This is a genomic window from Providencia sp. NPDC089933 (assembly GCF_049545585.1).
Taxonomy (GTDB): Bacteria; Pseudomonadota; Gammaproteobacteria; order Enterobacterales; family Enterobacteriaceae; genus Providencia; species Providencia huashanensis.
Window position 1 is genome coordinate 284,782 of record NZ_JBMWDT010000004.1, and the last position, 25,804, is coordinate 310,585.

20 protein-coding genes are annotated in these 25,804 nt (G+C 40.7%); 10 read left to right on the top strand and 10 right to left on the bottom strand.

Going from position 1 to position 25,804, the window contains the following annotated elements; genetic code table 11:
- The first annotated feature begins 35 nt into the window (after window positions 1-35).
- The 5 genes from copA (at window position 36) to ACPEH5_RS08630 (ending at window position 5,481) form a co-directional block, all read left to right on the top strand.
- A complete protein-coding gene (gene copA / locus ACPEH5_RS08610; RefSeq protein ID WP_131680957.1) occupies window positions 36-2,978 on the top strand; it encodes a copper-exporting P-type ATPase CopA in 2,943 nt (980 codons plus the stop codon).
- A gap of 151 nt (window positions 2,979-3,129) precedes the next feature.
- Window positions 3,130-3,711, top strand: coding sequence for an HdeD family acid-resistance protein (locus ACPEH5_RS08615; protein ID WP_042848118.1), 582 nt, complete (start codon window positions 3,130-3,132; stop codon window positions 3,709-3,711).
- Between the two features lie 170 nt (window positions 3,712-3,881).
- Entirely contained in the window at window positions 3,882-4,679 is a 798-nt protein-coding gene (locus ACPEH5_RS08620) for a TraB/GumN family protein (protein WP_129466318.1), read from the top strand.
- A 29-nt stretch (window positions 4,680-4,708) separates the two neighbouring features.
- Window positions 4,709-5,182, top strand: coding sequence for a Cys-tRNA(Pro)/Cys-tRNA(Cys) deacylase YbaK (gene ybaK, locus ACPEH5_RS08625; protein WP_042848122.1), 474 nt, complete (start codon window positions 4,709-4,711; stop codon window positions 5,180-5,182).
- 11 nt (window positions 5,183-5,193) lie between these two features.
- The gene (locus ACPEH5_RS08630; protein ID WP_042848125.1) at window positions 5,194-5,481 is read left to right on the top strand and encodes a hypothetical protein; all 288 of its coding nucleotides are present in this window, start codon (window positions 5,194-5,196) and stop codon (window positions 5,479-5,481) included.
- Between the two features lie 42 nt (window positions 5,482-5,523).
- On the opposite strand, the gene ushA is transcribed toward ACPEH5_RS08630, so the two are convergent.
- Complete coding sequence (ushA, locus tag ACPEH5_RS08635; protein WP_129466320.1) at window positions 5,524-7,194, bottom strand: bifunctional UDP-sugar hydrolase/5'-nucleotidase UshA; 1,671 nt, start codon at window positions 7,192-7,194, stop codon at window positions 5,524-5,526.
- 256 nt (window positions 7,195-7,450) lie between these two features.
- Between ushA and ACPEH5_RS08640 the strand changes: the two genes are divergently transcribed.
- The 3 genes from ACPEH5_RS08640 to ACPEH5_RS08650 all read left to right on the top strand — a co-directional run bounded on the left by ACPEH5_RS08640 (window position 7,451) and on the right by ACPEH5_RS08650 (window position 11,615).
- A complete protein-coding gene (locus tag ACPEH5_RS08640) occupies window positions 7,451-8,674 on the top strand; it encodes an MFS transporter (RefSeq protein WP_042848128.1) in 1,224 nt (407 codons plus the stop codon).
- Between the two features lie 286 nt (window positions 8,675-8,960).
- A complete protein-coding gene (gene ybaL / locus ACPEH5_RS08645; RefSeq protein ID WP_042848129.1) occupies window positions 8,961-10,712 on the top strand; it encodes a YbaL family putative K(+) efflux transporter in 1,752 nt (583 codons plus the stop codon).
- A gap of 111 nt (window positions 10,713-10,823) precedes the next feature.
- Window positions 10,824-11,615 carry a hypothetical protein gene (locus ACPEH5_RS08650; RefSeq protein WP_131680958.1) on the top strand — a complete coding sequence of 264 codons (792 nt, stop codon included), beginning with the start codon at window positions 10,824-10,826 and terminating at the stop codon, window positions 11,613-11,615.
- Between the two features lie 68 nt (window positions 11,616-11,683).
- Here ACPEH5_RS08650 and ACPEH5_RS08655 read toward each other — a convergent pair whose 3' ends face one another.
- From ACPEH5_RS08655 to ACPEH5_RS08670, 4 genes are all read right to left on the bottom strand, one after another.
- A complete protein-coding gene (locus tag ACPEH5_RS08655; protein WP_042848131.1) occupies window positions 11,684-12,034 on the bottom strand; it encodes a DUF1937 family protein in 351 nt (116 codons plus the stop codon).
- 108 nt (window positions 12,035-12,142) lie between these two features.
- Window positions 12,143-12,919 carry a DeoR/GlpR family DNA-binding transcription regulator gene (locus ACPEH5_RS08660; protein ID WP_042848132.1) on the bottom strand — a complete coding sequence of 259 codons (777 nt, stop codon included), beginning with the start codon at window positions 12,917-12,919 and terminating at the stop codon, window positions 12,143-12,145.
- 35 nt (window positions 12,920-12,954) lie between these two features.
- Window positions 12,955-14,184 (bottom strand): NAD(P)/FAD-dependent oxidoreductase, encoded by a 1,230-nt coding sequence (locus tag ACPEH5_RS08665; protein ID WP_166687265.1) that lies wholly within the window; start codon window positions 14,182-14,184, stop codon window positions 12,955-12,957.
- Complete coding sequence (locus ACPEH5_RS08670; RefSeq protein ID WP_281110598.1) at window positions 14,181-15,581, bottom strand: NAD(P)/FAD-dependent oxidoreductase; 1,401 nt, start codon at window positions 15,579-15,581, stop codon at window positions 14,181-14,183. Before ACPEH5_RS08670 ends, ACPEH5_RS08665 begins: the two co-directional genes overlap by 4 nt.
- Window positions 15,582-15,822: 241 nt before the next feature.
- Here ACPEH5_RS08670 and ACPEH5_RS08675 point away from each other — a divergent pair, with 241 nt between their 5' ends.
- Both ACPEH5_RS08675 and eutH read left to right on the top strand, forming a co-directional pair.
- Window positions 15,823-17,262 carry an FGGY family carbohydrate kinase gene (locus ACPEH5_RS08675; protein ID WP_042848140.1) on the top strand — a complete coding sequence of 480 codons (1,440 nt, stop codon included), beginning with the start codon at window positions 15,823-15,825 and terminating at the stop codon, window positions 17,260-17,262.
- 20 nt (window positions 17,263-17,282) lie between these two features.
- A complete protein-coding gene (gene eutH, locus ACPEH5_RS08680) occupies window positions 17,283-18,527 on the top strand; it encodes an ethanolamine utilization protein EutH (protein ID WP_042848141.1) in 1,245 nt (414 codons plus the stop codon).
- Window positions 18,528-18,858: 331 nt separating this feature from the next.
- Here eutH and ACPEH5_RS08685 read toward each other — a convergent pair whose 3' ends face one another.
- The 5 genes from ACPEH5_RS08685 to htpG all read right to left on the bottom strand — a co-directional run bounded on the left by ACPEH5_RS08685 (window position 18,859) and on the right by htpG (window position 25,367).
- Complete coding sequence (locus ACPEH5_RS08685; protein ID WP_048608064.1) at window positions 18,859-20,172, bottom strand: inosine/guanosine kinase; 1,314 nt, start codon at window positions 20,170-20,172, stop codon at window positions 18,859-18,861.
- Between the two features lie 105 nt (window positions 20,173-20,277).
- Window positions 20,278-21,399 carry an LPS O-antigen length regulator Wzz(fepE) gene (gene wzz(fepE), locus ACPEH5_RS08690; protein ID WP_225832991.1) on the bottom strand — a complete coding sequence of 374 codons (1,122 nt, stop codon included), beginning with the start codon at window positions 21,397-21,399 and terminating at the stop codon, window positions 20,278-20,280.
- A gap of 123 nt (window positions 21,400-21,522) precedes the next feature.
- On the bottom strand, window positions 21,523-22,488 hold the full coding sequence (gene hemH, locus ACPEH5_RS08695; protein ID WP_071548528.1) for a ferrochelatase: 966 nt from the start codon (window positions 22,486-22,488) through the stop codon (window positions 21,523-21,525).
- 173 nt (window positions 22,489-22,661) lie between these two features.
- Window positions 22,662-23,306: an adenylate kinase gene (adk, locus tag ACPEH5_RS08700; RefSeq protein ID WP_004913624.1), complete on the bottom strand. Its 645-nt coding sequence runs from the start codon at window positions 23,304-23,306 to the stop codon at window positions 22,662-22,664.
- A gap of 192 nt (window positions 23,307-23,498) precedes the next feature.
- On the bottom strand, window positions 23,499-25,367 hold the full coding sequence (gene htpG / locus ACPEH5_RS08705) for a molecular chaperone HtpG (RefSeq protein WP_042848252.1): 1,869 nt from the start codon (window positions 25,365-25,367) through the stop codon (window positions 23,499-23,501).
- Between the last annotated feature and the right edge of the window lie 437 nt (window positions 25,368-25,804).

Genomic DNA, 25,804 nt, shown 5'->3' on the forward strand with positions numbered 1-25,804 from the left:
AGACCCATTTACTAAAAGGGTTTGGAGGCTGGAAAATGAGTAATAAAGTTATATTGAAATTACAAGGGCTAAGCTGCATGCATTGCGTCAGTTCAGTCACTAAAGCATTGGAAAGTCGTGATGATGTGGCTAACCTTAAAGTTACCATCGACTATGCTGTTTTTGACAGTGATACCGATGCAACTGATTTTATTCCTACAATCACCGACGCTGGCTATGAAGCTACAGTCGCAACAACCCCTGACGTACAATTACAGCTTTCCGGTCTAAACTGCATGAAATGTGCAGGTAAAACCCAGCAAGCACTTGAATCTGTTGATGGTGTTGCCGTCGCAATTGTTGATACCACGCATGCAAAAGTCTATGGAACCGCTGATCCACAAACTTTAATTAGCGCGGTTCAGCAAGCCGGTTATCATGCGGAGCTTGCACTACCTAATACAACAACACTAGCTCTTTCTGGCTTAAGTTGCATGAAATGTGCAGCGAAAACGCAACAAGCTTTAGAAGCCGTTGAGGGGGTTGAACGTGCTGAAGTTGATACTAAATCGGCTGTTGTTCACGGTCATGCTTCCGTTGATGCACTAATTAGTGCAATTGAAGGGGCAGGATATCAAGCATCCCTCAGTCAAGAAGGTTCTGAATCCCCAAAAACTGAGCCGCTGACGATAGAAACTGAACAGCCGGAAGCTGATTCAGCGGCAATATGTGATATTCCGGCACAGCAGTCTGATTTAGATGAACAACCTAACATAACACCAACCGATGACAGTGTTCAATTATTATTAGACGGGATGACTTGTGCCAGTTGTGTCAGTAAAGTGCAAAAAGCATTAAATAGCGTCCCAGGTGTTGAGAATGCACGTGTAAATTTAGCTGAACGCAGTGCGTTAGTTACAGGAACCGCAGTCCCTGAAGACCTGATTAACGCCGTCATAAAAGCCGGTTATGGCGCTGAAATTATTCAAGATGAAGCAAAACGCCGCGAACGACAGCAAGAAGTGGCGCAGGGAAATATGCGTCGTTTTCGCTGGCAATCAGCGTTAGCACTCGCTCTTGGTATCCCAGTGATGGTCTGGGGGATGATGGGCGATAATATGGTGCTCACTGAGCAAAACCATACTATTTGGCTAACCATTGGTCTGTTAACCCTTGCCGTCATGGTGTTTGCAGGCGGCCACTTTTACCGTAATGCATGGCAAAGCCTAAAAAATGGCAGTGCCACAATGGATACCCTAGTTGCACTAGGAACAGGTGCAGCTTGGCTTTACTCTATCGTCGTCAATATTTGGCCAGAGTGGTTTCCTGATCAGGCAAGGCACCTTTATTACGAAGCCAGTGCAATGATTATCGGTCTGATTAACCTAGGCCATGCGCTAGAGCAACGTGCTCGTCAGCGTTCATCAAAAGCTCTCGAAAGGCTATTGGATTTAACGCCCCCCACTGCCCGTGTCGTCACAGAGCAAGGCGAAGTGGATATGCCATTAGAGCAGGTGACAAAAGGGATGGTGTTACGCTTAGCGACGGGCGACCGCGTACCTGTCGATGGTGAAATCATTGAAGGAGAAGTCTGGCTAGATGAAGCAATGCTAACTGGTGAGCCAATCCCTCAGCAAAAAAGCAAGGGTGACCAAGTCCATGCAGGTACTGTAGTTCAGGATGGAACTGTGCTATTTCGCGCAGCAGCTGTGGGGAGTCAAACTACCTTAGCTCGTATTATTTATCTTGTTCGCCAAGCACAAAGCAGCAAACCACAAATCGGCCAACTTGCTGACCGTATTTCTGCGGTGTTTGTACCTATCGTCGTGGCTATTGCTTTGATTTCAGGTGCCATCTGGTACTTTGTTGGCCCTGCCCCACAAATTACCTATGCACTGGTCATTACCACCACGGTACTTATTATTGCTTGTCCTTGTGCCTTAGGTTTAGCGACGCCTATGTCCATTATTTCAGGCGTAGGTCGAGCTGCTGAATTTGGTGTCTTAGTGCGTGATGCAGATGCGTTACAACAAGCCAGTGAATTAGATACCATAGTATTCGATAAGACAGGTACATTGACTGAGGGTATGCCACAAGTTACCGATATCCATGTATTTAATGGTTATGAACAAGATACCGCCTTACAACTGGCGGCCTCATTGGAAAATGGTTCTAATCACCCATTAGCACGTGCGGTATTAGCCCGAGCAAAAGGCTTAACATTACCAACCAATGAACAATTTAGGACTCTCGCAGGCCTTGGTGTCAGCGCCATCATTAATGGGCAAACCATTTTATTAGGCAACCAAAAGCTGTTAACACAAAATAATATCGACACCCGCGATATTGAAGAGACATTGCATCAACAAGCAACTCAAGGTGTAACACCTGTCATGTTAGCGGTGGATGGCAAAGTCGCTGCACTATTATCTATCCGTGACCCATTACGTGAAGACAGCATAAGTGCGCTGGCGCGTTTACATAAACAAGGTTTCCGTTTAGTCATGTTAACCGGAGACAACCCAGTAACCGCCAATGCGATAGCCAAAGAAGCGGGTATTGATGAAGTTATCGCCGGCGTAATGCCTGACGGTAAATCAGCAGCAATCGAAGCCTTGCAAGCCAAAGGCCACAAAGTGGCGATGGTCGGTGATGGTATCAATGATGCCCCTGCTCTAGCCCGAGCTGACGTTGGTATTGCGATGGGTGGCGGTAGTGATATCGCGATTGAGACCGCATCCATTACCTTAATGCGCCAAAGCTTACATGGCGTTGCCGATGCAGTGTCTATTTCAAAAGGAACACTGCGTAACATGAAACAAAACCTGTTTGGTGCCTTTGTTTATAACACATTAGGCATTCCAATCGCGGCGGGTATTTTATACCCAATTACGGGGACTTTACTTAACCCTGTCGTTGCAGGTGCAGCAATGGCCTTATCATCCATTACCGTGGTCAGTAACGCCAACCGCTTATTACGCTTTAAACCTGAGAAATAACCCTGTAAGGAGAGGAAATTGATTTCCTCTCCTTTTATCCATTCTCACAGAAAATGCTTTATGCAGTAAAATCTTATTATCTTATATGTTATTAATTGAAAGCGAAGTCTATAATGTTAAATATCCCGTTATTTAATATTTGGAGTACAAAATGCTTAATATTGATAGTGATAAGCTCGCAAAACTCGCTAGTGAAGAGTTTAAAAAACAGCGCACCATTTTGTTAATATTATCTTTTTTACTATTAGCAGGTGGGATTTTTTGTATTATTAACCCAATGATATCTGGTATCGCCGTCAGTACAGTACTAGGTGTTTTGCTTATTATTGGTGGTGTTGGCGCAATTGTGAGCATCTTAAGCACCGTTATTTACACGGGGTGGTCACGCTTATTTGGCTTTATTATTGGGCTAATCTATATCATTGTTGGCTATTCCTTTATCAAAGACCCGCTCCAAAGTCTAATTGCTCTCGCCATTTTTGTAGCCGCTCTTTTTATTATTGGTGGTGTTATTCGGCTATATGTTGGCTTCCAACAAATCAGCTCCGCTAGCGGTTGGTTGCAAATTATTATTGGTCTTTTAGATTTCTTTATCGCCTATTTACTCATCGGAAACGGCCCAATTACGTCAATCACTTTACTGACAACATTGATTGGTATTGAAATGGTATTTAGTTCCTTTAGCTTATTTACGTTGTTAAGCGTGTTTAAAAATATCAATAAGCAAAGTTAATCACTGATAATGCCTCTATTATAGAGGCATTATTTCCTCGGTTTTATCCACCCTTTATTTAATCACTTTTAATGACAAACACACTAAAAATGCGCAATTGACGTTCAACATTCGCAAAATGACCAAAGATTGTTTAACCTAGTTGTCTAACTAAGAATTGGGTAGGGAACATGGGAAAACTTATCGAAAATTTAAAAAATTGGCTCCATATGGAAACTGCGCCAGTCTATCCTTATCCCGCCATTGATGTTCGACTATCAAAGTACCTCAAACTGCACATAGTGGGCAGTATTCATATGGGAACAGAAAATATGTTTCCCTTATCTAGTGTACTATTAGACAAACTTAACCAAGCAGATGCATTGATTGTTGAAGCGGATATTACTGATACCCACTCACCTTTTTCTGACGGTAATACTGAGCTACCTCCAGTCCAACAGCGGTTAACTGATAAAGAGTTCAGTCTTTTCTTACAGTCTTGCCAAGAAATACACCAATCACCTGAACGCTTTGACGCACTACCTTCATGGCAAATCGCGTTGATCTTACAAGCAACACAAGCCCAAGAACTGGGTTTGCGCGGTCATTATGGCATAGACTATCAATTACTCCGCAGTGCCCAATCGCAGAATAAACCTATTATCGAGCTTGAGGGAACCCATTCCCAAGTTGAATTGTTGCTTTCCTTGCCTAATAATGGGCTTACGTTATTACAAGACTCACTGGTTCACTGGCGAGAAAACGCACGTTTACTGCAAACCATGATAGGTTGGTGGCTAGATTACCAACCCAATAATCGAACGATTCTCCCAAATACCTTTAGCGAAGGGACATATCAAGTATTAATGAATCAACGTAATGCAGATTGGGGAAAGAAGCTCAAAGCGCTCCCTGATGGAAATTATGTTGTCGCCGTGGGCGCATTGCATTTATTTGGTGAAAATAGTCTTGTTGAATATTTGCGTTAGTAAGTCATAACTCAATAAAAGGCAAAAGAATGACTCCAGCCGTTAAATTACTCGAAAAACAAAAAATTCAATTTACACTGCATCCCTATGAACATGACCCCAATGAAAGTAACTTTGGTGATGAAGCAGTGCGTAAGCTCGGGTTAGATGCCAAACAGGTATTTAAAACACTCTTAGTCGCCTTAAATGGTGACCAAAAAACATTAGCCGTTGCTGTCACCCCTGTTTCAGGTCAATTAGATTTAAAGTTAGTCGCCAAAGTATTTAAAGTAAAAAAAGTTGAAATGGCCGACCCTCAGATAGCCCAAAAAACAACGGGGTATTTGCTTGGGGGGATTAGCCCATTAGGCCAAAAGAAGCGTCTGCCCACCGTTATCGATGACCAAGCACAACAATATGCGACGATGTTTATTTCTGGGGGAAAACGTGGATTAGATATTGAGCTCGCCCCCACAGACCTCGCTAACGTACTGAATGCCACCTTTGCTGAAATTCGCAAGTAGCTACTGATTTAATGTTTCCCGTTACTATTGAATGGGTATTAACTAAAAATGGTGGTAGAAAACAACTACCACCAATCGGGCTCTATTATGCAGTCGCTCACTTCGATATCCCTAACAGTAAAAATTGGAGTGTAGTATTTCAACTTGAAATCCACTTAATAAATAGCCATCAGTTGTGGTTAACACAAGGAAAAGTTCGTTTTCTTGTTGACCATGCACCTAATGACTATTTTAAGCACTTATCTACTTTCAAGATCTTTGAAGGACCACGTTTAGTGGCAAATGTATTTTTGCGATAAAAAAGCCCCATATAAATGGAGCTTTTCTACTGGTTTTATGAATTATTTATTGTTGTAAATAATTTCACCTTTAGGTTCATAGTCCGCGGCCTTCAGAGGGGAATGTTTTTCAATATACCCCTTGAGGACTTCTGCATCGACAAAACCTGTATTGACGTAGTTTGGATGGTTGTCGATTTTCGGATAACCATCTCCACCGATAGCATTGAAGTTTAATGTTGCCATGCGATAAGTTTTGCTAGGGTCAACAGGCTTACCATCAATTTTAACATCACTGATAGTGCCATCTTTATTCAGTGTTAAATTCACATTATAAAACTGACCATACGCACCCGCATCAGGCTTCATATTTGCCACAGCTGTCAAATAAGGGATCACTTCATCCCCTTTAAAATCAACATACACTAGCTCATTAGCAAACGGTTGAACTTTAAGGACATCTTTGTAGGTAATATCACCACTTTCAATAGAATCACGAACACCACCACCGCTCATGATGGCGAAATCGGCCCCTGCTCGCTCTTTTTGTGCAGCTAACAGAAGATGCCCCATATTGGTTTGAACAAAACGAACTTTACTGCGGTCACCTTCAAGTTTACCTTCAACTGACCCCACCTTCACACTAAGTTGCTTATCACCTTTTTCTTGGTAAGGCGTCAGAAGCTTGGTCATTTCAGGGTTGTGAGCTATTTCTTGCGTATAATAAACGCGCTCACTCGTGCCGTCTTCTTTCGTGATTTTTTTCTTTAAGTTAATTGGAATTAACTGGTAATGTTTCAGGGTAAACTTACCATTTTTAAATTCAAAATCAGCACGTCCGACATATTTACCCCATTCGTGTGCTTGAACAATCCAAGTCCCATTTTGGTTATCTGGCGCACAAGGCGTGCCTGGCACATAATCAGCTTGCTTGTAGTTTTTATTTTCTTGAGACATACAAACAGGGTCTTGTGAATGCCCCCCAACAATCATATCTAAATAACCCGCGGGTAAACTACGAGCCATTTCTACATCACCCGGCGCATTTGAACCATGATTGCCATCATCATAGTGCCCCATGTGGGTTGCGGCGATGATGATGTCTGGTTTTTCTGTTTCTCGTAACTCTTCGACGACTTTTTTCGCTTCATCAGCAGGTACGCGAAACTCAACGTCAGGGAAGTTTGCTGGGTTACCGATACGAACTGTATCATCGGTTGTTAGCCCCATCACGGCGATTTTTACGCCTTGCTTATCGAAAACTTGGTAAGGCTTAAATAAACGCTTACCTGTGCTTGCCTGATAAATATTGGCAGATAAGAAAGGAAACGTTGCCCATTTTTCTTGCTGGCGCAGAGTTTCCAAAGGATTATCAAATTCATGGTTACCCAATGCCATTGCATCGTAACCTACAAGGTTCATACCTTTGAAGTCAGGCTCTGCATCTTGCAGATCTGATTCAGGAACACCTGTGTTTATATCACCACCAGACAGCAATAAAACGCTACCACCCTGCTTTGCTACTTCATCGCGAATTTCATCAACCACTGTTTTCTGAGCTGCTAGCCCGTATTCGCCATGGTCATTATGCCAAAAGTGCCCATGATGGTCATTGGTATGCAAAATAGTGATATTATAGGTTTTATCTTTTTCCCACGCATTTGCCATAGTGGCGGGTATTAACGCTAATGATACCGTCAATGCACATGCGGATGCCTTAAATGTAAACCTCATACATTTCTCCCTGCTGGTATAGGAATTTTAATTGACTAATATTAGATTATAGCTTGTCACGACCCTCAGTTTTATAGCACAAAAATATGAACAGGATTTGATACCTATTGCAGAATAAGAAATTCGTTTCATAAAAATGAGATCGCCATCAAATAAATCACTGGTGTTATTTTTTCATGTGACTTATTTATTCATTTAAATAAATTGTATTTCAGCTATATTGATAACAATTATGTAACACAGAAAGTTGATAATTATGAGTGAGCAAACCACAACCCCAAATAACACGAATCCATCAAAACCACTGAATAAAACTGGGAAAACTGTTTTTAGTATTCTAACTGCTATCAGTGTTTCTCATTTACTCAATGATATGATCCAATCGTTGATATTAGCGATTTACCCTTTGTTGCAAGCTGATTTCTCATTGAGTTTTGCCCAAATAGGGATGATCACCTTGACCTATCAGATTACGGCTTCATTATTGCAGCCTATCATTGGGTACTATACCGATAAGCACCCACAGCCGTATTCATTGCCGATTGGAATGACCTTTACCCTAACGGGGCTTATTTTGCTCGCAATGGCTGAAACTTTCCCTACCATTTTGCTCGCTGCCGCTTTAGTCGGAACCGGCTCTTCGGTCTTTCACCCTGAGTCTTCGCGTGTTGCTCGTATGGCATCAGGGGGGCGTCATGGCCTCGCTCAGTCCTTTTTCCAAGTTGGCGGCAATTTAGGCGCTTCTTTAGGACCATTACTCGCGGCTTTAATTATAGAGCCTTATGGGAAAGGGAATATTGGCTGGTTTTCATTAGCGGCATTACTCGCCATCGTCATTTTATTACAAGTCAGTAATTGGTATAAGCAACAGCACCGTGCTGCAAGTAAAAAACCCGCTTCTACCGCTGATATTAACGTGTTACCACGTAAAGCGATTATTGGTTCACTAGCAGTATTGTTAGTGTTGATTTTTTCCAAATATTTCTATTTGGCCAGTATTAGCAGCTATTACACTTTTTATCTGATCGATAAGTTTGGTGTTTCTGTGCAAAACGCCCAGATCCACTTATTTGTTTTCTTATTCGCAGTTGCAGCAGGCACCATGATTGGCGGCCCTATTGGTGACAAAATAGGGCGTAAATACGTTATTTGGTTCTCAATCCTCGGAGTTGCACCTTTTACCTTAATTTTACCTTATGCCTCACTGTATTGGACTGGTATCCTTACCGTGATTATCGGGATGATTTTAGCCTCCGCTTTTTCTGCTATTTTGGTCTATGCGCAAGAACTAATCCCCGGTAAAACAGGCATGGTGTCAGGGTTATTCTTTGGTCTCGCTTTTGGAATGGGAGGCGTCGGTGCTGCCGTCTTAGGGCATATCGCTGACTTAACCAGTATAGAACAAGTTTATCATTATTGTGCTTTCCTACCATTACTTGGCATTTTTACAGTATTGCTGCCGAATATCGGTCACAAATAGATTTATTTTGTTATATTTCCCACACTTACCTAAAAATAAGTGTGGGTCTTTCTCACCACATTAGAGATAAATTCCAGATAAAAATCCCATAATCTTATCGTTTGTAACGATTTAGCACCCTTAAAGCGTCTTTTTTTTAAAAACATTTCATTTTTTTAAGGAAATTTTTCTCAAAAAAAGTTAAAATATAAAAACATCGCATTTGCATTTTAAAATGAAGGCCTCATTTTAAAAGTCAACGGCATGTACCCACCTATTATTATTTATACTAATCAGAGGAGACTAAATGGAGCATTCAACGCCCTTAATCACAACCATTGTTGGTGGTCTCGCCCTTGCATATGTGTTAGGTATGATCGCACAGCGATTAAAAATCTCCCCTTTAGTTGGTTACCTTGCAGCAGGTGTTCTCGCAGGCCCATTTACGCCAGGGTTTGTTGCGGATGCGGCTCTTGCACCCGAGTTAGCTGAAATCGGTGTTATTTTACTGATGTTTGGGGTTGGCCTACATTTTTCACTGAAAGATTTACTCGCCGTTAAATCCATCGCCATTCCTGGGGCAATTGCACAAATCGCAGTAGCCACCTTACTTGGTCTTGGGTTATCCCTATTGTTCGGCTGGGGGATCTTTACGGGTATTGTTTTTGGTCTTTGTCTTTCGACCGCCAGTACTGTGGTATTACTTCGTGCATTAGAAGAACGGCAACTGATTGAAAGTCAACGTGGGCAAATTGCGATTGGCTGGCTGATTGTGGAAGACTTAGCCATGGTATTAACCTTGGTCCTACTCCCCGCAGCCGCTGCCATCATGAATACCGATGACGCAAGCTTTAGTGAATTAGCATTAGGCCTAGCTTGGACTATCGGGAAAGTTGTTCTATTCATCTTCATTATGATAGTGATTGGCAGAAAGGTCATTCCATGGATTTTATCGCGCACCGCTTCTACGGGGTCTCGTGAACTATTTACCCTTGCAGTACTTGCGCTAGCATTAGGTATTGCCTACGCAGCAGTCGCGATTTTCGACGCTTCATTCGCTCTTGGTGCTTTCTTTGCTGGGATGGTATTAAACGAATCAGAATTGAGCCACCGCGCAGCACAGGATACCTTACCATTACGTGATGCATTTGCTGTTCTGTTCTTTGTCTCCGTCGGGATGCTATTTGACCCAGTCGTACTTATTGAACAACCTTTAGGCATTCTTGGTGTACTCGCCATTATTATCATTGGTAAATCTGCGGCGGCATTAGCACTAGTCAGGATGTTTGGCCATTCACGGCGAACCGCCTTAACCATATCAGTTAGCCTTGCACAAATCGGTGAGTTTGCATTTATCTTAGCAGGTATGGGCTTAACACTCGGTGTCATGGATAAAGACGCGCAGAACCTTGTGTTAGCAGGGGCAATTGTCTCTATTATGCTTAACCCTGTGTTATTTACTTTATTAGATAAATACCTCGAAAGTACCGAAACCATTGAAGAACAACTTCTGGAAGAAACGCTGGAAGAAGAAACTCAAGTGCCTGTCGATATTTGTGGCCATGCCATCATTGTCGGTTATGGGCGTGTAGGCGGTATGCTAGCAGACAAGCTACGTAGAAAAGAAATCCCTGTTGTTGTCGTTGAAGATACTCGAGCAAGGTTTGAAGAGCTGGCCGAAAATGGCTTTAGTGCGATTTTAGGTAATGGCGCGAATAAAGACATTATTAGCCTTGCCCGCATCGAATGTGCCAAAACGTTACTGCTAACCATTCCTAATGGTTATGAAGCAGGTGAAATTGTGGCAACAGCTAAAGAAATGAACCCTAACATTACTGTGATTGTTCGTGCTCACTATGATGACGAAGTCAGCTTTATCAAAGAACGCGGTGCTGACCATATCATTATTGGTGAACATGAAATTGCCAAATCAATGGCGACACTCATGTGCCACGATGTAGAGGAATTTGGCTGTTCTGTCGATGATTTTATTGATGGTGACAACGATAAAAAAGGTGAAGGCAAGAATTTAGCGGAATACCTAAAACCTAGCCACTAGAGCTTTATTCCCCCTTTAAAGCCGTAACTCGAGTTACGGCTTTTTTACACAAACTTTTTGATTACACCTTCTATATTATTTCCTACTCGTTAAAATTCAGGAAAATAATAAATGAAAAAAAACCACCTGCTTTGCTTATTGTCATTATTTATTTCATCGGCTTATGCAGTAGATGACTGTCGTGATGAGTTACGAAACACACATCGTGAAAACTTGCATTTAATGACTCAAAAGATAGTCTATGGCCCTATTAAATCAATAAAGTCAGTAAGCTATGCATCAACTCCCACAGGCTCGCCTCTAGATACAAAAACGCTACAAATGCAGTTTTCAACTTGTGGTGCTTTAGAAAGCTATCAAAGTGAGTCAAAATGGTTTTTAGACAAAGAACTAAACTCATCACTAAAGAGAACCATCCAAAAAAATCCAACCTATGAAATGGTAAATATTATTTCATTCGGCCAGCCAATACAGAGTATCGAAGGTAAGTTCACCTTTGAGCAAGACCCATCCGGGAAAATATCCACAGTCAAAACCCATGACCAAGCAGGTAATGACTATACAGTCAGTACCACGTACAAAAATGGCAAAATAGATTCCACAAAGGGCTTTACTGAAGGAGTCGAGGTATTTTACCAATATTCCTATGATGACCAAGGAAAACTTGTCTCAATGGTCGGTAATTCAGGGCAAGATATCCGCCAGTTTAGTTATGACACTCACGGTTTTTTTAAACAAGAAATACGTAAAATCAAACTCAATAATGAGGAAGTCTCCACCACTATTGAGTGTTTAGAAACTGATAAATTTGGTAACTGCCTAACAGAAAAGTTAACGAATTCACGTAGTAATCTACCTGATACTTTAATTGAAACGTTCAAATATCAGTACGAATATTATTAAATAATTGGCATAAATAAAAAGTCCATAACAACAATAGGTTATGGACCGATTTATTTTATGGCTGGAAATTATTTTTCCATTTGAGCCTTAAACTCGTCGCCAGTCCAAACAGGCAAGCCTTTATCTTTAAAAAATTGAATTTCTGCCGCAACACCACCACTCTTTTCCCAGCCGGGTAACGTCAATACAATTAACCCATCACAACGTTTCAAGAATTCCATATCGATGGAAGACCAAGCCACTTTTTGTCCTTGTGTTGCAAGAAATTGATTTATTGGATGAGTCATTGTGATCTGGCTATAAGTTGCAATCCCTTGAAGGGCGAGTTCAGCGGCAAATTTTGTACACTCCTGAAAGCGCATTTCCACAACATTGCTATCAGGGTCTGAGTAAGGGCAAGCAATAAAATAAAGGCTCATAATAATTCCTAGTGTTGGCAATAACGTATTTTGGATAAAGCAACCCTATAAAAAATAATTCATTATTTTCCATAGGGAGAACTAAAATTTAATTTTTAAAACTACAGCTTATTCAAGCTCTGCAATAATAATCTTTGTTTTTGGTCGTTTTTTATTTTCAGGTAATTTAAAGTCTTTGCTGGTTGTCACTAAATAATCAATATTATCCCAACCTGTAACAAAATTAATGGCATGCTTATTGGCTTTTGTGCCGTCCGCTAATACCATTAATTTGTCACTATTTTCCATCATTTTTTGCGCAATAGCAGCCTCATCAACATGTTGATCCATAACCCCATGTAATGAATGAATAGCCCCTGCACCTATAACCGCATAATCAGCAAAAAATTCAGCAATATTCTTTAGCGCAATAGCCCCTAAGCAGGCATTTTGCGCTGCATTAAATTGCCCACCAATTAAAATAGTTTCAATTGTTGGGTTTTCCTGCAATATATTCGCTAATAGCGGTGAGTTAGTAATTATTGTTAGGTTATCAATTAGCTTTACTCGCTGGCTAAATTCAAATGTTGTTGTACCAAAATCGATAAACAACGTATCACCCGGTTTAATAAATTCAGCCGCTTTCGCTGCAATCGCTTTTTTTTCATCAACCGCGGCTTGAGCCCTTTCAGTAAAATTACGTTCAAACTTTGACTGAATATTAACTGCGCCACCATGAATTTTCTTAAGTAATTTTTGAGTTTCGAGCTTACTCAGATCTCGACGGATAGTTTCTTGCGCGACATTAAAATGCTTTGCGAGCTCTTGTACATACACCTGACCCTGAGTAGAAAGTAACTCAATGATGGTTTGATGACGTACTTTTGAGGAACGCCCCTCACACATAGTTTAACCCTTCTTGACCATTTACATTTCTAGCACTATACAACAGCGATACTAATTTCAGTAGCATCTCGTTGTATTTTTGTTAAATCGATATTTTTCAGCAAAATACGCCTAGTTGGCAAACCTCGATGGTGCTTTTCATATAATAATGTACTGCCAGCCATAACCTTAATAGTGCCATTCACCGGGTGCTCGACTTTAATATTAAAATTAATTTTATTTATTGAATTATCATTAATATCAATGCAAGCAGGCACACTAAAGCAAATTTTATCATCCAGATGCACTGGGAGCCGTTGAGTCTCTTTTAGTTGCTGTTGGTGATGATTCGCCAGTAGGTCATCTGCAATCTGTTCACCTACCCAAAGCCCCTCTTGGTAACACTGATCACCCATATCTGCAGGGTGTAACATATTACCAGCAGCATAGTAGCTCGTATCAGAGCAACGACCCCGTTGGTCCGTTACAGGTTTGCCTGTCGCCGCATCATAATCAAGGTGGCTTTTGCGAATTAATGTATTTTCCCCAACAAATTGCCCAGTAAAAATGACCGAATCACACATAATTTTGTGAGTTTTACCGGCACTTTCAACTACCACATACTCTACACGCTCTAATCCACCAATTTCAGTAATTTGGCTATTAAGAAACACTGGCGTTCCCATTGCTTTGGCAAATAATGTGGCTGGCTTAAAGGCCAAAATGCGATCACCACTTTCAATCATAGCCTGCGCTTTAACGCCTGCATTTTTTAGTGTCCATAAAGCAGAAAAGCTTACCAGTTCGCTCCCCACAATAACTGGGTTACGACACGGTTTTTTACCATTAAGATACACAAATTGCTGTAATGCCCCCGCAGTGATAATACCTTGGGGACGCAACCCTGATACCAAGCGTGGATGCCTTGGTGTCTCCCGCACTCCTGTTGCAATTAAAACACGTTTTGCTTGCGCCTCTACAAGCCCATCAGGAGTAGAAATGGTTAAATGCCCATTAGGGTGAAGCTGAGTCACCGTACTACGGGTAAAGATAGGCGTGTCTCCCAGTTGAGCTACAATCTTTTTAGCGAACTGGTTCCCTTTCATTGGGCGCTTAAAGGCAAGTACCCCAAACGTTGGGTGCTGGCAATGACGCGGAACCCCGCCAGCATCAGCTTCACGTTCAATGATAGCAACACGTTGAATACCGCGACGGCGCAACGAATACGCAGCAGCAACCCCAGCAGGCCCTGAGCCTATGATAACCACATCATAATTCAAACTCATTTTACTGCCTCCACTGCTAATGTATGGTCAAACCGGCCATTGATTATTTCTGCTACCTGACTGCTACAATAAAACCCATTACAACGCCCCATCATCACGCGCGTTCTACGTCGCAATGCCCCTAAGCATTCAGGCGGAATATCGGAGTCAAACGCAGCTTCAATTTCTCGCTGCGTAACAAGCTCACAGTGACATACGATGCCACCATTACTTTTACACTGATAATCCCGTTGGTGATATTCGGATATCATTGGCATTGTTGGCCAAATTAGCGTTTCTGGAGGAGAAAGCTCAAATAATGGCGTAAAGTGTTGTTGGTATAGTTTTGCCAAGTAGTTAGCAACACCTAAAGCAGAGGTTAACCCCGTTGAACGGATCCCGCCTGCGCATATCCAGTGTTTTTCAGGATAATCATTTATACGATAATATTTTTCTTCTGTTGCAGGGCGCAGTCCCGCATAAGTTGCCGTTACACTATAATTATGTAATGAAGGTAACATCTGAGAGCCTTGGGCGATTAAACCCTCTAGCACTTCTTGTTTCACTTCCGCTTTCCAACGGTCATCCTGTTCTTCTGCTGTTGGGCCTAATAATAAGTTACCAAAAATAGTTTTTGATAATAGTACGCCTTTAGTTATTGCGGTTGGCACTGGTAAAATGATCGCATTAATATCGGCAGCGGCGGCTTTGTCATAAACCAAAAACTGCCCTTTGCGTGGTTTTATTTGGAATGGTGATGGGTGGCAGATCGACTCCACAATATCACCGTTAATACCAGCACAATTAATTACCAAACGGGCAGAAAACTCACCTTTTGATGTGGTTAAATCCCACACCCCATTGTTTAGCGAACCGTTTTTTACTTCACAATGAAAACGATATTCAGCACCATGTTTCACTGCTTGAGTTAAATAAGACAGTGGCGTACTCCAAGGGTCGATAACCGCTTCACCGGGGACATGAACCGCAGCCTGCGCGCCCTGAGCCAAATGTGGTTCTCGGCGATATAACTCCTCTTTATCGATGATTGCCACATCTAATACATTGTTAGTGTGTGCTTGCTCAACAATCGCAGGGAGTTTACTCAATTGCTCTTCATTCCATGCAACAACTAATGCTCCGGTTTCGAGTAATGGTAAATTCATTTTTTCTCTGATTTCAATGAATTCACGATACCCATCTTGCATACATTCAAGTTCCAGACTCCCTGGTGTGGCGTCAAAACCCGTATGTAATAGTGCACTATTTGCCTTACTTGCTCCCGAAAGAATGTCTCCACCACGCTCTAACAGCAGTGTTTTGGCACCCATTAGTGTAAATTTACGTGTCACAGCACAGCCAATGACACCACCGCCGATGACAATGACATCCCAAATTTTTTTATTATTAATATCCATGGCTGAGATCCTTAATTTCTAACTTGCACACATAAAACCACATAATTCCCACAACCACAACAAATAAAACAACACAAACCACAACATTAACAAAAATATTATTCACATTGTTACAATATTGTGAGTTTTATCACATTAGTGAAACTTATTGTGAGTTTTTTGTGGATTTTATTTCCGATTAAACGATAGTAAGCAAAAAAACAGACTAATTTACAACATTTACAACACTGGGAATATTGCGATGCTCAATCAACGTTATGCGGCTATCGATCAGGGAACAACGGGAACCCGGGTCGTTGTCTTTGAAGAAGGCGGCCATTATCACTCCCCAATGAGCATTCCTCATAAACAAATCACGTTGAACAGTGGTTGGGTAGAACATGACCCTGAGGAAATCTTGGCAAATATTATTAAATGCTTAAATAGCTGCGAGGTTGTTGATGCGATTGGTCTTTGTCATCAAGGTGAAAGCATTGTCGCATGGGATGCTCAAAGTAAGCGCCCTTTATACAATGCGATCGTTTGGCAAGATTTACGCACTGAAAAAACCATTTCACGACTGAAAGAAGCAGGCTTGGAACCACTAGTGCAATCTAAATCAGGTTTGCCACTAGACCCTTATTTTTCCGCCAGCAAAATGGGATGGATTATTGAGAATGTGGTGGGAGCGAAAACGCTAGCGGATAAAAACCAGCTACGGATAGGCACAATGGATGCTTTTTTCCTCGACCGTTTATGTGGTGTATTTGTCACTGACTATAATTCCGCATCACGAACCTCACTACTCAATATTCACACTTTAGAGTGGGATCAACAACTATGTGACATTTTTGGTGTGCCTATTCATTGTTTGCCACCTATTAAAGACAATATTGGTGATTTTGGTGCCATCAACCTCGATGGGCATTTAACCCCTGTCACGGCAATCATTGTTGACCAGTTTGCCGGCACATACGGTCATGGCTGCCGTGAAAAAGGGGATGCAAAAATTACTTTCGGTACAGGCGCTTTTTTACAAGCACTGACAGGGGCTGATATTCCTAAAACTCACGAAAGTGGATTATTACCAACCTTGTGCTGGAAATTTCCGGGTACACCTGCCGTTTTCGGATTAGATGGAGGGGTATATAACGCAGCATCAGCCATTAATTGGGCGCGTAAAATTGGCCTTTTCGACTCATTCGATGAACTCACCGATTTTAGAACTGAACCAGCAATTAAACGCGGCCTTGCATTCGTACCTGCATTATCTGGCTTAGGCTGCCCTTACTGGGATCGGAGTGCCGCGGGGTTATGGGCGGGGCTTTCTCTAGATACCGATAAAAAAGACATGATGCAGTCCGTTCTTGAAGGAATAGCAGCTCGTTCAGCGGAAGTTATTTTTGCAATGGAGCAAGTTTCACCTTTAGGTCAGTCAATTTCAGTCGATGGAGGGTTATCTTCAAATCAATACTTTAAGCAGTTTTTAGCCAATTTATTACAAAAAAATATTGAAGCACCAGCAAACCGTGAAGTAACAGCATTAGGCGCAGCCTTATTGGCTCGTAAAGGCCTAGGTATCACTCACGAAATGGCAGTTAGACGCAATGCAACCATAACACGCCCAGATGGAACCAACATGCAAGGCGTGATGGAACAGTATCGCGACATCATTGCCCGTTCTCGCCAATTAAGACACTAAAATAATAAAAGGACCCTACCATGGCTGAATTCGGAAATTACATTATCTATTTAATCATGTGCGGTGCGATTATAGGCGCAGTCGCATCTATTGTTAGACCAACAAGTGACCTCGGAAAAGAGTTTGTTAATGGTATATTCTCTATTGGTCCCGTTTTCCTTGCACAAGCAGGGATTATGGCAGCCGTACCGTTACTATCACAGTTAATATCCTATGTGCTTGGCCCTGTTTTTTCATCTGTAGGGTCAGATGTTTCAATTGCTGCATTGTCAATTATTGCAGTCGATATGGGTGGCTATCAATTAGCTGATGCACTCACAACAAACCGCGATATGTGGATCACGGCCATGTTGATCGGCTATACCTCTGGTGCCACCATTGTTTATTTGATCCCTGTTGGTTTAACCATGTTAAATCGTAAAGATCATAAATATCTAGCACTGGGTGCGATGGCAGGTCTGATCTCGATCCCCTTTGGCGTACTGGCATCCCTGTTGTTAATTACATTCAATAATATTCCAGTTAGAGACATTATTTCGACTAACTCACCCGCAGCGCATCAATTAACCTTAGACTTCTTCACGATGTTGCAATACTTGATGCCACTGTTTGTATTCTGTTTCTTACTCGCAGCTGGGTTAAAATATCGCCCAATGCTAATGGTTACCGGTTTTTTAATTTTCGGTAAGATTATGGATGCATTTGTGAAATTAGTCTTAGCATTCTCTATTGTTGAGCATTTTACTGGCGTATTTAGTAAAGTCTTCGGTGCATGGGGCTTTGACCCACTGTTTGCAGATCAAAATGAGCTATTCCGTGCAATCGAAATTGCAGGTTATATTGGTATCATGCTGGCAGGGACATTCCCAATTTGTTACCTGTTCCAACGTTACTGTAAACCATTAGTTCGCGCATTAAGTAACCGTTTAAAATTGAGTGATACCGGTTCGTTAGGTTTTATTATGGTAATGGCAAACATCATTGCAACTTATCACTTATTCAAAGATATGCGTGCAAGAGATAAAGTATTATGTGTTGCATTCGGTGTTTGTGCACAGGCTACAATTGGTGATCACTTAGCCTTTACCGCAAATTTCCAACCCACGCTTGTTCTCCCCATTTTACTTGGTAAATTGGTCGGTGGGGCCTTAGCCGTATTTATTGCAATCAAAATATCAGTCCCTCAAGCTATGCGCTATGAAGAGGAAGATGCAAAAGAATCTGAAAAGGTGGAGGTAGAGCACCAACTTGCTACCACTAAATAAAAATAATTCACATTAGTTATGTTTATATAATTATTATTAGAGATTAGCTGCATTTGAAATGTCTATACCCATAAAGTAGGATGCAGCTTTTATTTATTCGTCGCTTTTAAATGCCAAAATTCATCCATTAACTACATTTAGTTAATGCCCCATGATTTATTTCTTGTCATCATTATTCACAATTTATCTCATAATTTGTTACTAATTAATTAATATATTAATCAATTAATATATAGATGTTATATATTGATATAAAAAACCCCAATATTTATATTAGGGTCAATTAACTTAACATACTTCAATAATATAAATATTGAATATCATTTTTAACTTAGCGGTCCCAGTAGGATTCTTCCAAACTATCTTCTTTTTCAGGTAACCCGCGAGTTAACCGTGGTGAATGCTGTGTTAACACTTGATAACTAACACGATTAGCATACTTACACACTTGAGCTAAAGATGAATATGTTAAGTATTGGCGTTCATGTTTACTGGAGTTTGGGACGTTTGAACGATGATAAGAATTTGCTGTGATATCATGGAGTAATGCAGATAATGCGCCGTCTCCCGCACCATTCGTATTCATTATTTTTTCCGGCCCCCCCATATAAGGTTCAATATGAGAAAAAATCCGTAATGGTACTTGGCAATCTTGCTGGCGCATTGCACGACTAAACTCATACAAATTAAACTCTGCAATCGCCCCTGGTAACAATGGGTGCTGTGTTGTACGTTTATAGCTTTCTTCTGTGTACCCAGCCATATACAACCCTGACGGCCCAGCGGTACAAAGCACTAAATCAACCCAATCTAAAGCCATATTCGAGGCTAATAGAGGGTCACTTAAACCGGTTAGTTCTTGTGCTTCATCTTCGTTCATCGCGACTACTGAAATATGTTCGGCGAGAAAATCACGCCAAAACTGTGGGTCCTGAGCAATAACGAATTTAGTCCCCAAAGTTAATACCACTGGCACATTATGTTTTTTCGCATATGTAATGGCTTGCATCGTCGCTTCAGGCATGGTCTCACCTGGCTTACAACGTACTAAATAGGCCGTTAATACTAATGCAGAAGCCCCTGCAATAATATCTTCAGGGATACTACTAGGCTGTAAGCGGTTCATATGGCCAGGGCTAATAGCAAACGTCCGCTCACCATTTTCAGTAATTAGCGTGAAACAACGCCCAATAGGGCCATCAACACCTTGCAAGAAATTTAAATCCATACGGCTAGAGGTATGACATAAATAACGATAAGCATAACTGCCAATTTGGATATTGTTACACATTGTGCCTAACAGGACAGAGCGATCATCCGCTAAGACAGAATAATTATGCAATGTATTACCAATCGTACCACCCGCAAATTCATGTGTAATCAATGCGTTATCTGTTAATTCTTTATATAACGCCTCAGCAATAGCATCTTCTATAACCAGTGAGTGCCCTTTGCTTAATTGATAGCGTTGAATAAACTCATCATCCACTTTTGCTTCGATGTCGACCAAAGTTTGGTCGATACCAACAATATAGGATTTACAGTTTTCTTCATCAGCCAACGTTTCTTTTAGGGGCTGTAAAAGCGGATCTCTGAGACTAACAGGGAAGTAATGTTTTGACTTACGCTGACCGGGGAATTTCATAATTAGGAGATTAAAAATGGAACATCTCCCTATTCTAACACGATAAAGCTAAGCCAGCACCTCAAAAGAAAGAGCTGGCTTGATTACTATCATCTAGCTGAATAATTACACATTTTGCTGTTTATAATCACGATATAACTGGCGACTCAATACAAATGAACAGCTCAATATAAAGCCGAGAACTGCGCTCAATGCCACAATAAGCGATGATTTAGGTGAATCTTTTTGTAGTGGGAAATCCGGTGTCAAAATAAACATCACGGGTGCAAAGTCTAACTCCTTGCTCGTTAACGCATTAAGTTCATCAATATAAATTTGACGGTTCTGCAAGGTTTCGCTCATTAAAGCTAAATCACGGTTTTGTGTCTCAATGAGTAATTTCTTTTCTAAGGCTTCTGTACCAAGCGCAATTGGGTAGTCAGGGTCATCGTTGATCGTTACAGAATCACTCGCAATCGGTTTTTCTATCCCAGCAGCTTTCGCGATGTCAACAGCTCGCTTTAAGCGTTCAACTTTAACATCATATTCCGTTTGGATTTTACTGACTTCGCGTTTCAGTGATTCGCTAGCAAAGATCAACCGCTGAGAAACAGTGTTATCTATCTCAACTTTAATTTGCTGCCTCACTTTTGATGCACTATAGCGAATATACCCCTCAAGTAAGTCTTGTGCTTCGATAGGTAAAGACGCCGTAAACTTTAAAACAATGTCATTGGAGGTACTGTTTTTTTCTTTCGATTGGTCTTGAATTTGGATATCGTTGGTAATGATTTGATTCACTAACCGTTGTTGACTAGCAACATCATCTTTCGGTTCGATATTTTGCGCTAACTGCTGAAAATACCGTGTACTTTTTACATATTCGCTCTGGTTAACTTTTGAACGAAACTGATCAACAAACACACTAAAAATGCGCTGAGCACTTAAATCAATAGGGATTTCTAGTGCGTCTAATTGCGCTTTTAATTTGTTTACTTCTTGGATGTTTTCAGATGTAGGAGGAATAACAATTGCTGTACTACTCCATTTTTGGGGTAAAAAGCTGACAATCCCCGCGCTCAACACAATACAGAAAGCAGTAAAAATAATAATTAAGAGCTTATGCTTTAATAAAATCGAAAATAATGCCATGAGGTCAATTTCATCATTCTGCTGTAAATGAAACTGAGGAGCAGTATTTGATTTCTGCTCTATATTATTGCCTCGTGGCGGTTGCTCATTGCTCATATTAATTCCAAAAGACATAAAATTTGTTTAATCGTTTTTAATTTCAGATAAGTTATTATAGTCTATAATCGAATTTTTGATATATCGATAAGCTAACTTTTTTGTATTAATTGTATGCATTGACTACTTTAATGCATCTTCAATTATTAAATTAATCATGCTAATACTATCTTGATTATCATTTAAAGCCGATATGTAATTATATTTATGACCACCACTGCTAATAAAGAACTCTTTATTTTGTTCGCTTATCTCTTCTAATGTTTCCAAACAATCAACTGAAAACCCAGGACAAATAACCTGAACTGATTTTACACCTTGGCTGGGTAATTCATGCATTGTTTTATCCATGTAGGGCATGAGCCAAGGCTCTCGTCCAAAACGTGACTGGTAAGTGAGTAACACGTTATCACTTGGATAATTTAAGGCTTCACGCAATGCCTGAGCGGTTTTTTCACATTCTTGCTGATAGATATCACCTGTATCACAATAACGCTTAGGAATGCCGTGGAAAGACAATACCAGCCTATCTGGTTCACCGTGCTTGGCAAAACTAGCTTCAATAGAAGTTACCAGTGCTTTAATGTACGCAGGATGAGTGGCATAACTCCGAATAAATTGAACTGACGGAATAGTACGTCGACCTTGAAATGCCCTTGTAACTGCATCATAAACCGCAGCAGTTGTGGTACATGAATATTGTGGATATAAAGGTAAGACCACTAAATCAGTAACCCCTTGCTCCATCAGGTTATCAATCGCAGTTTTAATTGATGGTGAACCGTAGCTCATCCCTATATCTACTGGAATATTAGGCAACAAAGCGGCTAATTTTTGCTTTTGGCGTAAAGAGTAAACCAATAATGGGGAGCCGTCTTCTAACCAAATAGATTGATATAATTTCGCGACTTTCGACGACCGAATAGGCAAAATTGCACCATATAGAATAGGTTTCCAAATTAGACGAGGTACATCAATAACGCGAGTATCACTAAGAAATTCTGCTAAATAGCGTCTAACTGCTGAGGTTGTTGGGGCATCAGGTGTTCCTAGGTTAGCCAATAAAATGCCGTATTTTTTTTCTGACATGAAACAACTCCTAATTGATAATCATTCCCAACATTAACATAGTTAAATAACTATTTTTATCACCAAGTGGTATAACAATAAAGGCAGCGATCTCGCTGCCTTATACTTGGCTTACACCCTTAATAATGCAAGTTACTGTTATACAGTAACAAGAAGCATAAGGAGTGCCAATATTAACCTAAAATTTTTGCTAATTCTTCACTAACTTCAGAAACTTTACGTGTACCATCCAATTTGAAGTACTTCGTATTACCTTGTTTTGCTTCATTTTGATAATAAGCAATTAAAGGAGCCGTTAATGCATGGTACTCAACTAAACGTTTACGTACGGTATCTTCTTGGTCATCTTTACGTATCGTTAATTCTTCACCGGTTACATCGTCTTTACCTTCCACTTTCGGTGGATTAAAGTTGATGTGGTAAACACGACCAGATGGTGCATGTACACGACGGCCAATGATGCGCTCAACGATGATTTCGTCTGGTACATCAAATTCAAGGACGTTATCAACGGTAATACCTGCTTCTTTCATGGCATCCGCTTGCGGAATTGTGCGAGGGAACCCATCTAACAAGAACCCATTACGGCAATCATCTTGTTTGATACGCTCTTTAACTAATGCGATAACCAATTCGTCAGTCACTAATTTACCGTTATCCATTAATTCTTTAGCTTGCAAACCAAGTTCGCTCCCTGACTTAACAGCTGCACGTAGCATGTCACCTGTTGAAATTTGAGGGATCCCAAACTTTTCCATAATAAATTGAGCTTGAGTGCCCTTACCAGCGCCTGGAGCGCCAAGCAGAATGATACGCATTGCGTAAACCCCTTGCTATTTAGATTTTTATAATTTGAAAAGAAAACAAGCTACCATACCATTAGCATGGCGCTTTACTCAAGAACACACGTAAACGTTTTCGCATTTATCTTTTTTCGCAAAAGAAAAAAACCACGCTAAAGCACAAGCAAAAGCGTGGTTTATGTTCAAAAACGAAAGTACAAAATTAACTTATTTTAAAAGCAATTCGTTGATTTTTCGTATAAATAAATTTGGATCTTCCAATGTACCACGCTCGGCCAATAATGCTTGATCCAATAACACATCAACCCAATCAGCAAATACAGACTCATCTGACACTTCAGACGCTTTTTTCACCAATGGGTGTGCTGGGTTTAATTCGAAGTTGTATTTCACTTCTGGCGCAGCTTGACCAGCCGCAGCGAATAATTTCGCCATCTGAGTGCTCATTTCATCAGCATTTGTAGTGACAATCGCTGGAGTATCGGTTAAACGATGCGTCAGTTTGACGTCTTTAACCCTTTCACCCAAGAATGATTTTACACGCTCAACAAATGGTGCTAATTGTTTATCCGCTTCTTCTTGTTCAGCTTTGTTTTCATCCGCAAGTTTATCTAATGACTCATCAGCTTTACTGACTGATTGGAATTGTTTGCCATCAAACTCAGACAAATAGTTCATCATCCATTCGTCAATACGGTCGGATAACAACAATACCTCAATACCTTTTTTACGGAATAATTCGAGGTGTGGGCTACCTTTTGCCGCCGCATAGCTATCTGCGGTGATATAGTAAATTTTATCCTGCCCTTCCACCATACGGCTAACGTAGTCTTCTAAAGAAACATTTTGCACGCTGCTATCTGTTTGAGTGGTCGCGAAACGCAGAAGTTTAGCAATGGTTTCACCATTTGCCATATCTTCCGCAGGGCCCTCTTTCATCACTAAACCAAATTGTTGCCAGAAAGTTTGATATTTTTCCGCATCTGTTTTCGCCAATTTTTCAAGCATTTGTAGAACACGTTTAGTCAATGCACTACGTAAACTGCGTGTTAATGCGCTATCTTGCAATATTTCACGAGAAACGTTCAATGGCAAATCATTGGAATCTAATACACCACGAATAAACCGTAGGTAATTTGGCATAAACTGTTCAGCGTCATCCATAATAAATACGCGTTGAACGTATAATTTCAGGCCATGCTGTTGGTCACGATTCCATAAGTCGAATGGTGCTTGAGAAGGAACATACAGTAAACTGGTATACTCTTGTTTACCTTCAACGCGGTTGTGCGTCCAAGTCAAAGGGTCAGCATAGTCGTGGGAAATATGTTTATAGAATTCAACATACTCTTCATCAGAGATCTCAGACTTACTACGTGTCCATAGTGCTTTAGCTTGGTTAATCTTTTCCCACGTTACCGTACCGTCTTCTTCATTTTTATCTTCAATTTCAACAGGTAAAGCAATATGGTCTGAATATTTACTAATTACTGAGCGTAGACGCCAGTTATCAAGGAATTCTTTTTCATCGTCACGTAAATGCAACGTAATTTCTGTACCGCGTTCCGCTTTTTCAATATCGGCAATAGTATACTCACCTTCACCCGCAGATTCCCAAAAAACACCTTCATCCGCAGGGGCTCCTGCTGCACGGCTACGTACTGTGACTTTATCTGCGACAATAAAAGCTGAATAGAAACCAACACCAAATTGACCAATCATTTGGCTATCTTTTGCCTGATCAGTACCTAGAGATTCTAAAAATGCTTTCGTACCTGATTTTGCGATAGTCCCCAAGTTATCAATAACTTCTTCACGGCTCATACCAATACCGTTATCACTAATCGTTAATGTACCTTGGTCTTTATCTGCGCTAATACGTACACGCAATTCACCATCATTCTCATACAGTTCTGGTTTAGATAACGCACGAAAACGCAGTTTATCCGCCGCATCTGATGCGTTGGAGATCAATTCGCGTAAGAAAATCTCTTTATTCGAATAAAGAGAGTGGATCATTAATTGGAGGAGTTGCTTAACTTCTGATTGGAAACCACGCGTTTCCTGTCCTTTCATACTCATTAATCGCCTCTATTTCATCAATCTAATTGGATAGGTTTGACTTATCGATGCAGATTAGTTGGGGGCGAAAAACAAAAATTCAAGCGATAAAGACAAAAAAATTTACTGAAGAAAAAACCAAAACCAATGATTAGAAAGGAAATAATAACAACCGCAATCATTTTAAAGATAGTTAATGAAAGGAATAATTCTACTCATCTCCAATCATATACTCTAAATAATTTGTGCTGTAGCTAGGCGTCAAATACGTTAATCCCTAGGAACATACACCAGTATGTGACCCAAGTCACCGAGTGTAGCCCCCACGACTCAAATTAGTAACTGAATTCTGTAGGATGATTTTAGAAAAACGAAATCAATACTATCCTCTAAATAGTTCAAGTTGTAGGTAGGCGGCAAATGAGGAGATCTCGGGGAGCATACATCAGTAT

What these genes read in the sequence shown, in the direction of transcription:
- ACPEH5_RS08670 (WP_281110598.1), bottom strand. Translation starts at nt 15,581, where the DNA reads ATGGATATTAATAATAAAAAAATTTGGGATGTCATTGTCATCGGCGGT.
- ACPEH5_RS08640 (WP_042848128.1), top strand. Translation starts at nt 7,451, where the DNA reads ATGAGTGAGCAAACCACAACCCCAAATAACACGAATCCATCAAAACCA.
- ACPEH5_RS08675 (WP_042848140.1), top strand. Translation starts at nt 15,823, where the DNA reads ATGCTCAATCAACGTTATGCGGCTATCGATCAGGGAACAACGGGAACC.
- ybaL (WP_042848129.1), top strand. Translation starts at nt 8,961, where the DNA reads ATGGAGCATTCAACGCCCTTAATCACAACCATTGTTGGTGGTCTCGCC.
- copA (WP_131680957.1), top strand. Translation starts at nt 36, where the DNA reads ATGAGTAATAAAGTTATATTGAAATTACAAGGGCTAAGCTGCATGCAT.
- ybaK (WP_042848122.1), top strand. Translation starts at nt 4,709, where the DNA reads ATGACTCCAGCCGTTAAATTACTCGAAAAACAAAAAATTCAATTTACA.
- ushA (WP_129466320.1), bottom strand. Translation starts at nt 7,194, where the DNA reads ATGAGGTTTACATTTAAGGCATCCGCATGTGCATTGACGGTATCATTA.
- ACPEH5_RS08665 (WP_166687265.1), bottom strand. Translation starts at nt 14,184, where the DNA reads ATGAGTTTGAATTATGATGTGGTTATCATAGGCTCAGGGCCTGCTGGG.
- htpG (WP_042848252.1), bottom strand. Translation starts at nt 25,367, where the DNA reads ATGAAAGGACAGGAAACGCGTGGTTTCCAATCAGAAGTTAAGCAACTC.
- hemH (WP_071548528.1), bottom strand. Translation starts at nt 22,488, where the DNA reads ATGTCAGAAAAAAAATACGGCATTTTATTGGCTAACCTAGGAACACCT.
- ACPEH5_RS08615 (WP_042848118.1), top strand. Translation starts at nt 3,130, where the DNA reads ATGCTTAATATTGATAGTGATAAGCTCGCAAAACTCGCTAGTGAAGAG.
- ACPEH5_RS08630 (WP_042848125.1), top strand. Translation starts at nt 5,194, where the DNA reads ATGTTTCCCGTTACTATTGAATGGGTATTAACTAAAAATGGTGGTAGA.
- eutH (WP_042848141.1), top strand. Translation starts at nt 17,283, where the DNA reads ATGGCTGAATTCGGAAATTACATTATCTATTTAATCATGTGCGGTGCG.
- ACPEH5_RS08620 (WP_129466318.1), top strand. Translation starts at nt 3,882, where the DNA reads ATGGGAAAACTTATCGAAAATTTAAAAAATTGGCTCCATATGGAAACT.
- adk (WP_004913624.1), bottom strand. Translation starts at nt 23,306, where the DNA reads ATGCGTATCATTCTGCTTGGCGCTCCAGGCGCTGGTAAGGGCACTCAA.
- ACPEH5_RS08650 (WP_131680958.1), top strand. Translation starts at nt 10,824, where the DNA reads ATGAAAAAAAACCACCTGCTTTGCTTATTGTCATTATTTATTTCATCG.
- ACPEH5_RS08655 (WP_042848131.1), bottom strand. Translation starts at nt 12,034, where the DNA reads ATGAGCCTTTATTTTATTGCTTGCCCTTACTCAGACCCTGATAGCAAT.
- ACPEH5_RS08685 (WP_048608064.1), bottom strand. Translation starts at nt 20,172, where the DNA reads ATGAAATTCCCCGGTCAGCGTAAGTCAAAACATTACTTCCCTGTTAGT.
- ACPEH5_RS08660 (WP_042848132.1), bottom strand. Translation starts at nt 12,919, where the DNA reads ATGTGTGAGGGGCGTTCCTCAAAAGTACGTCATCAAACCATCATTGAG.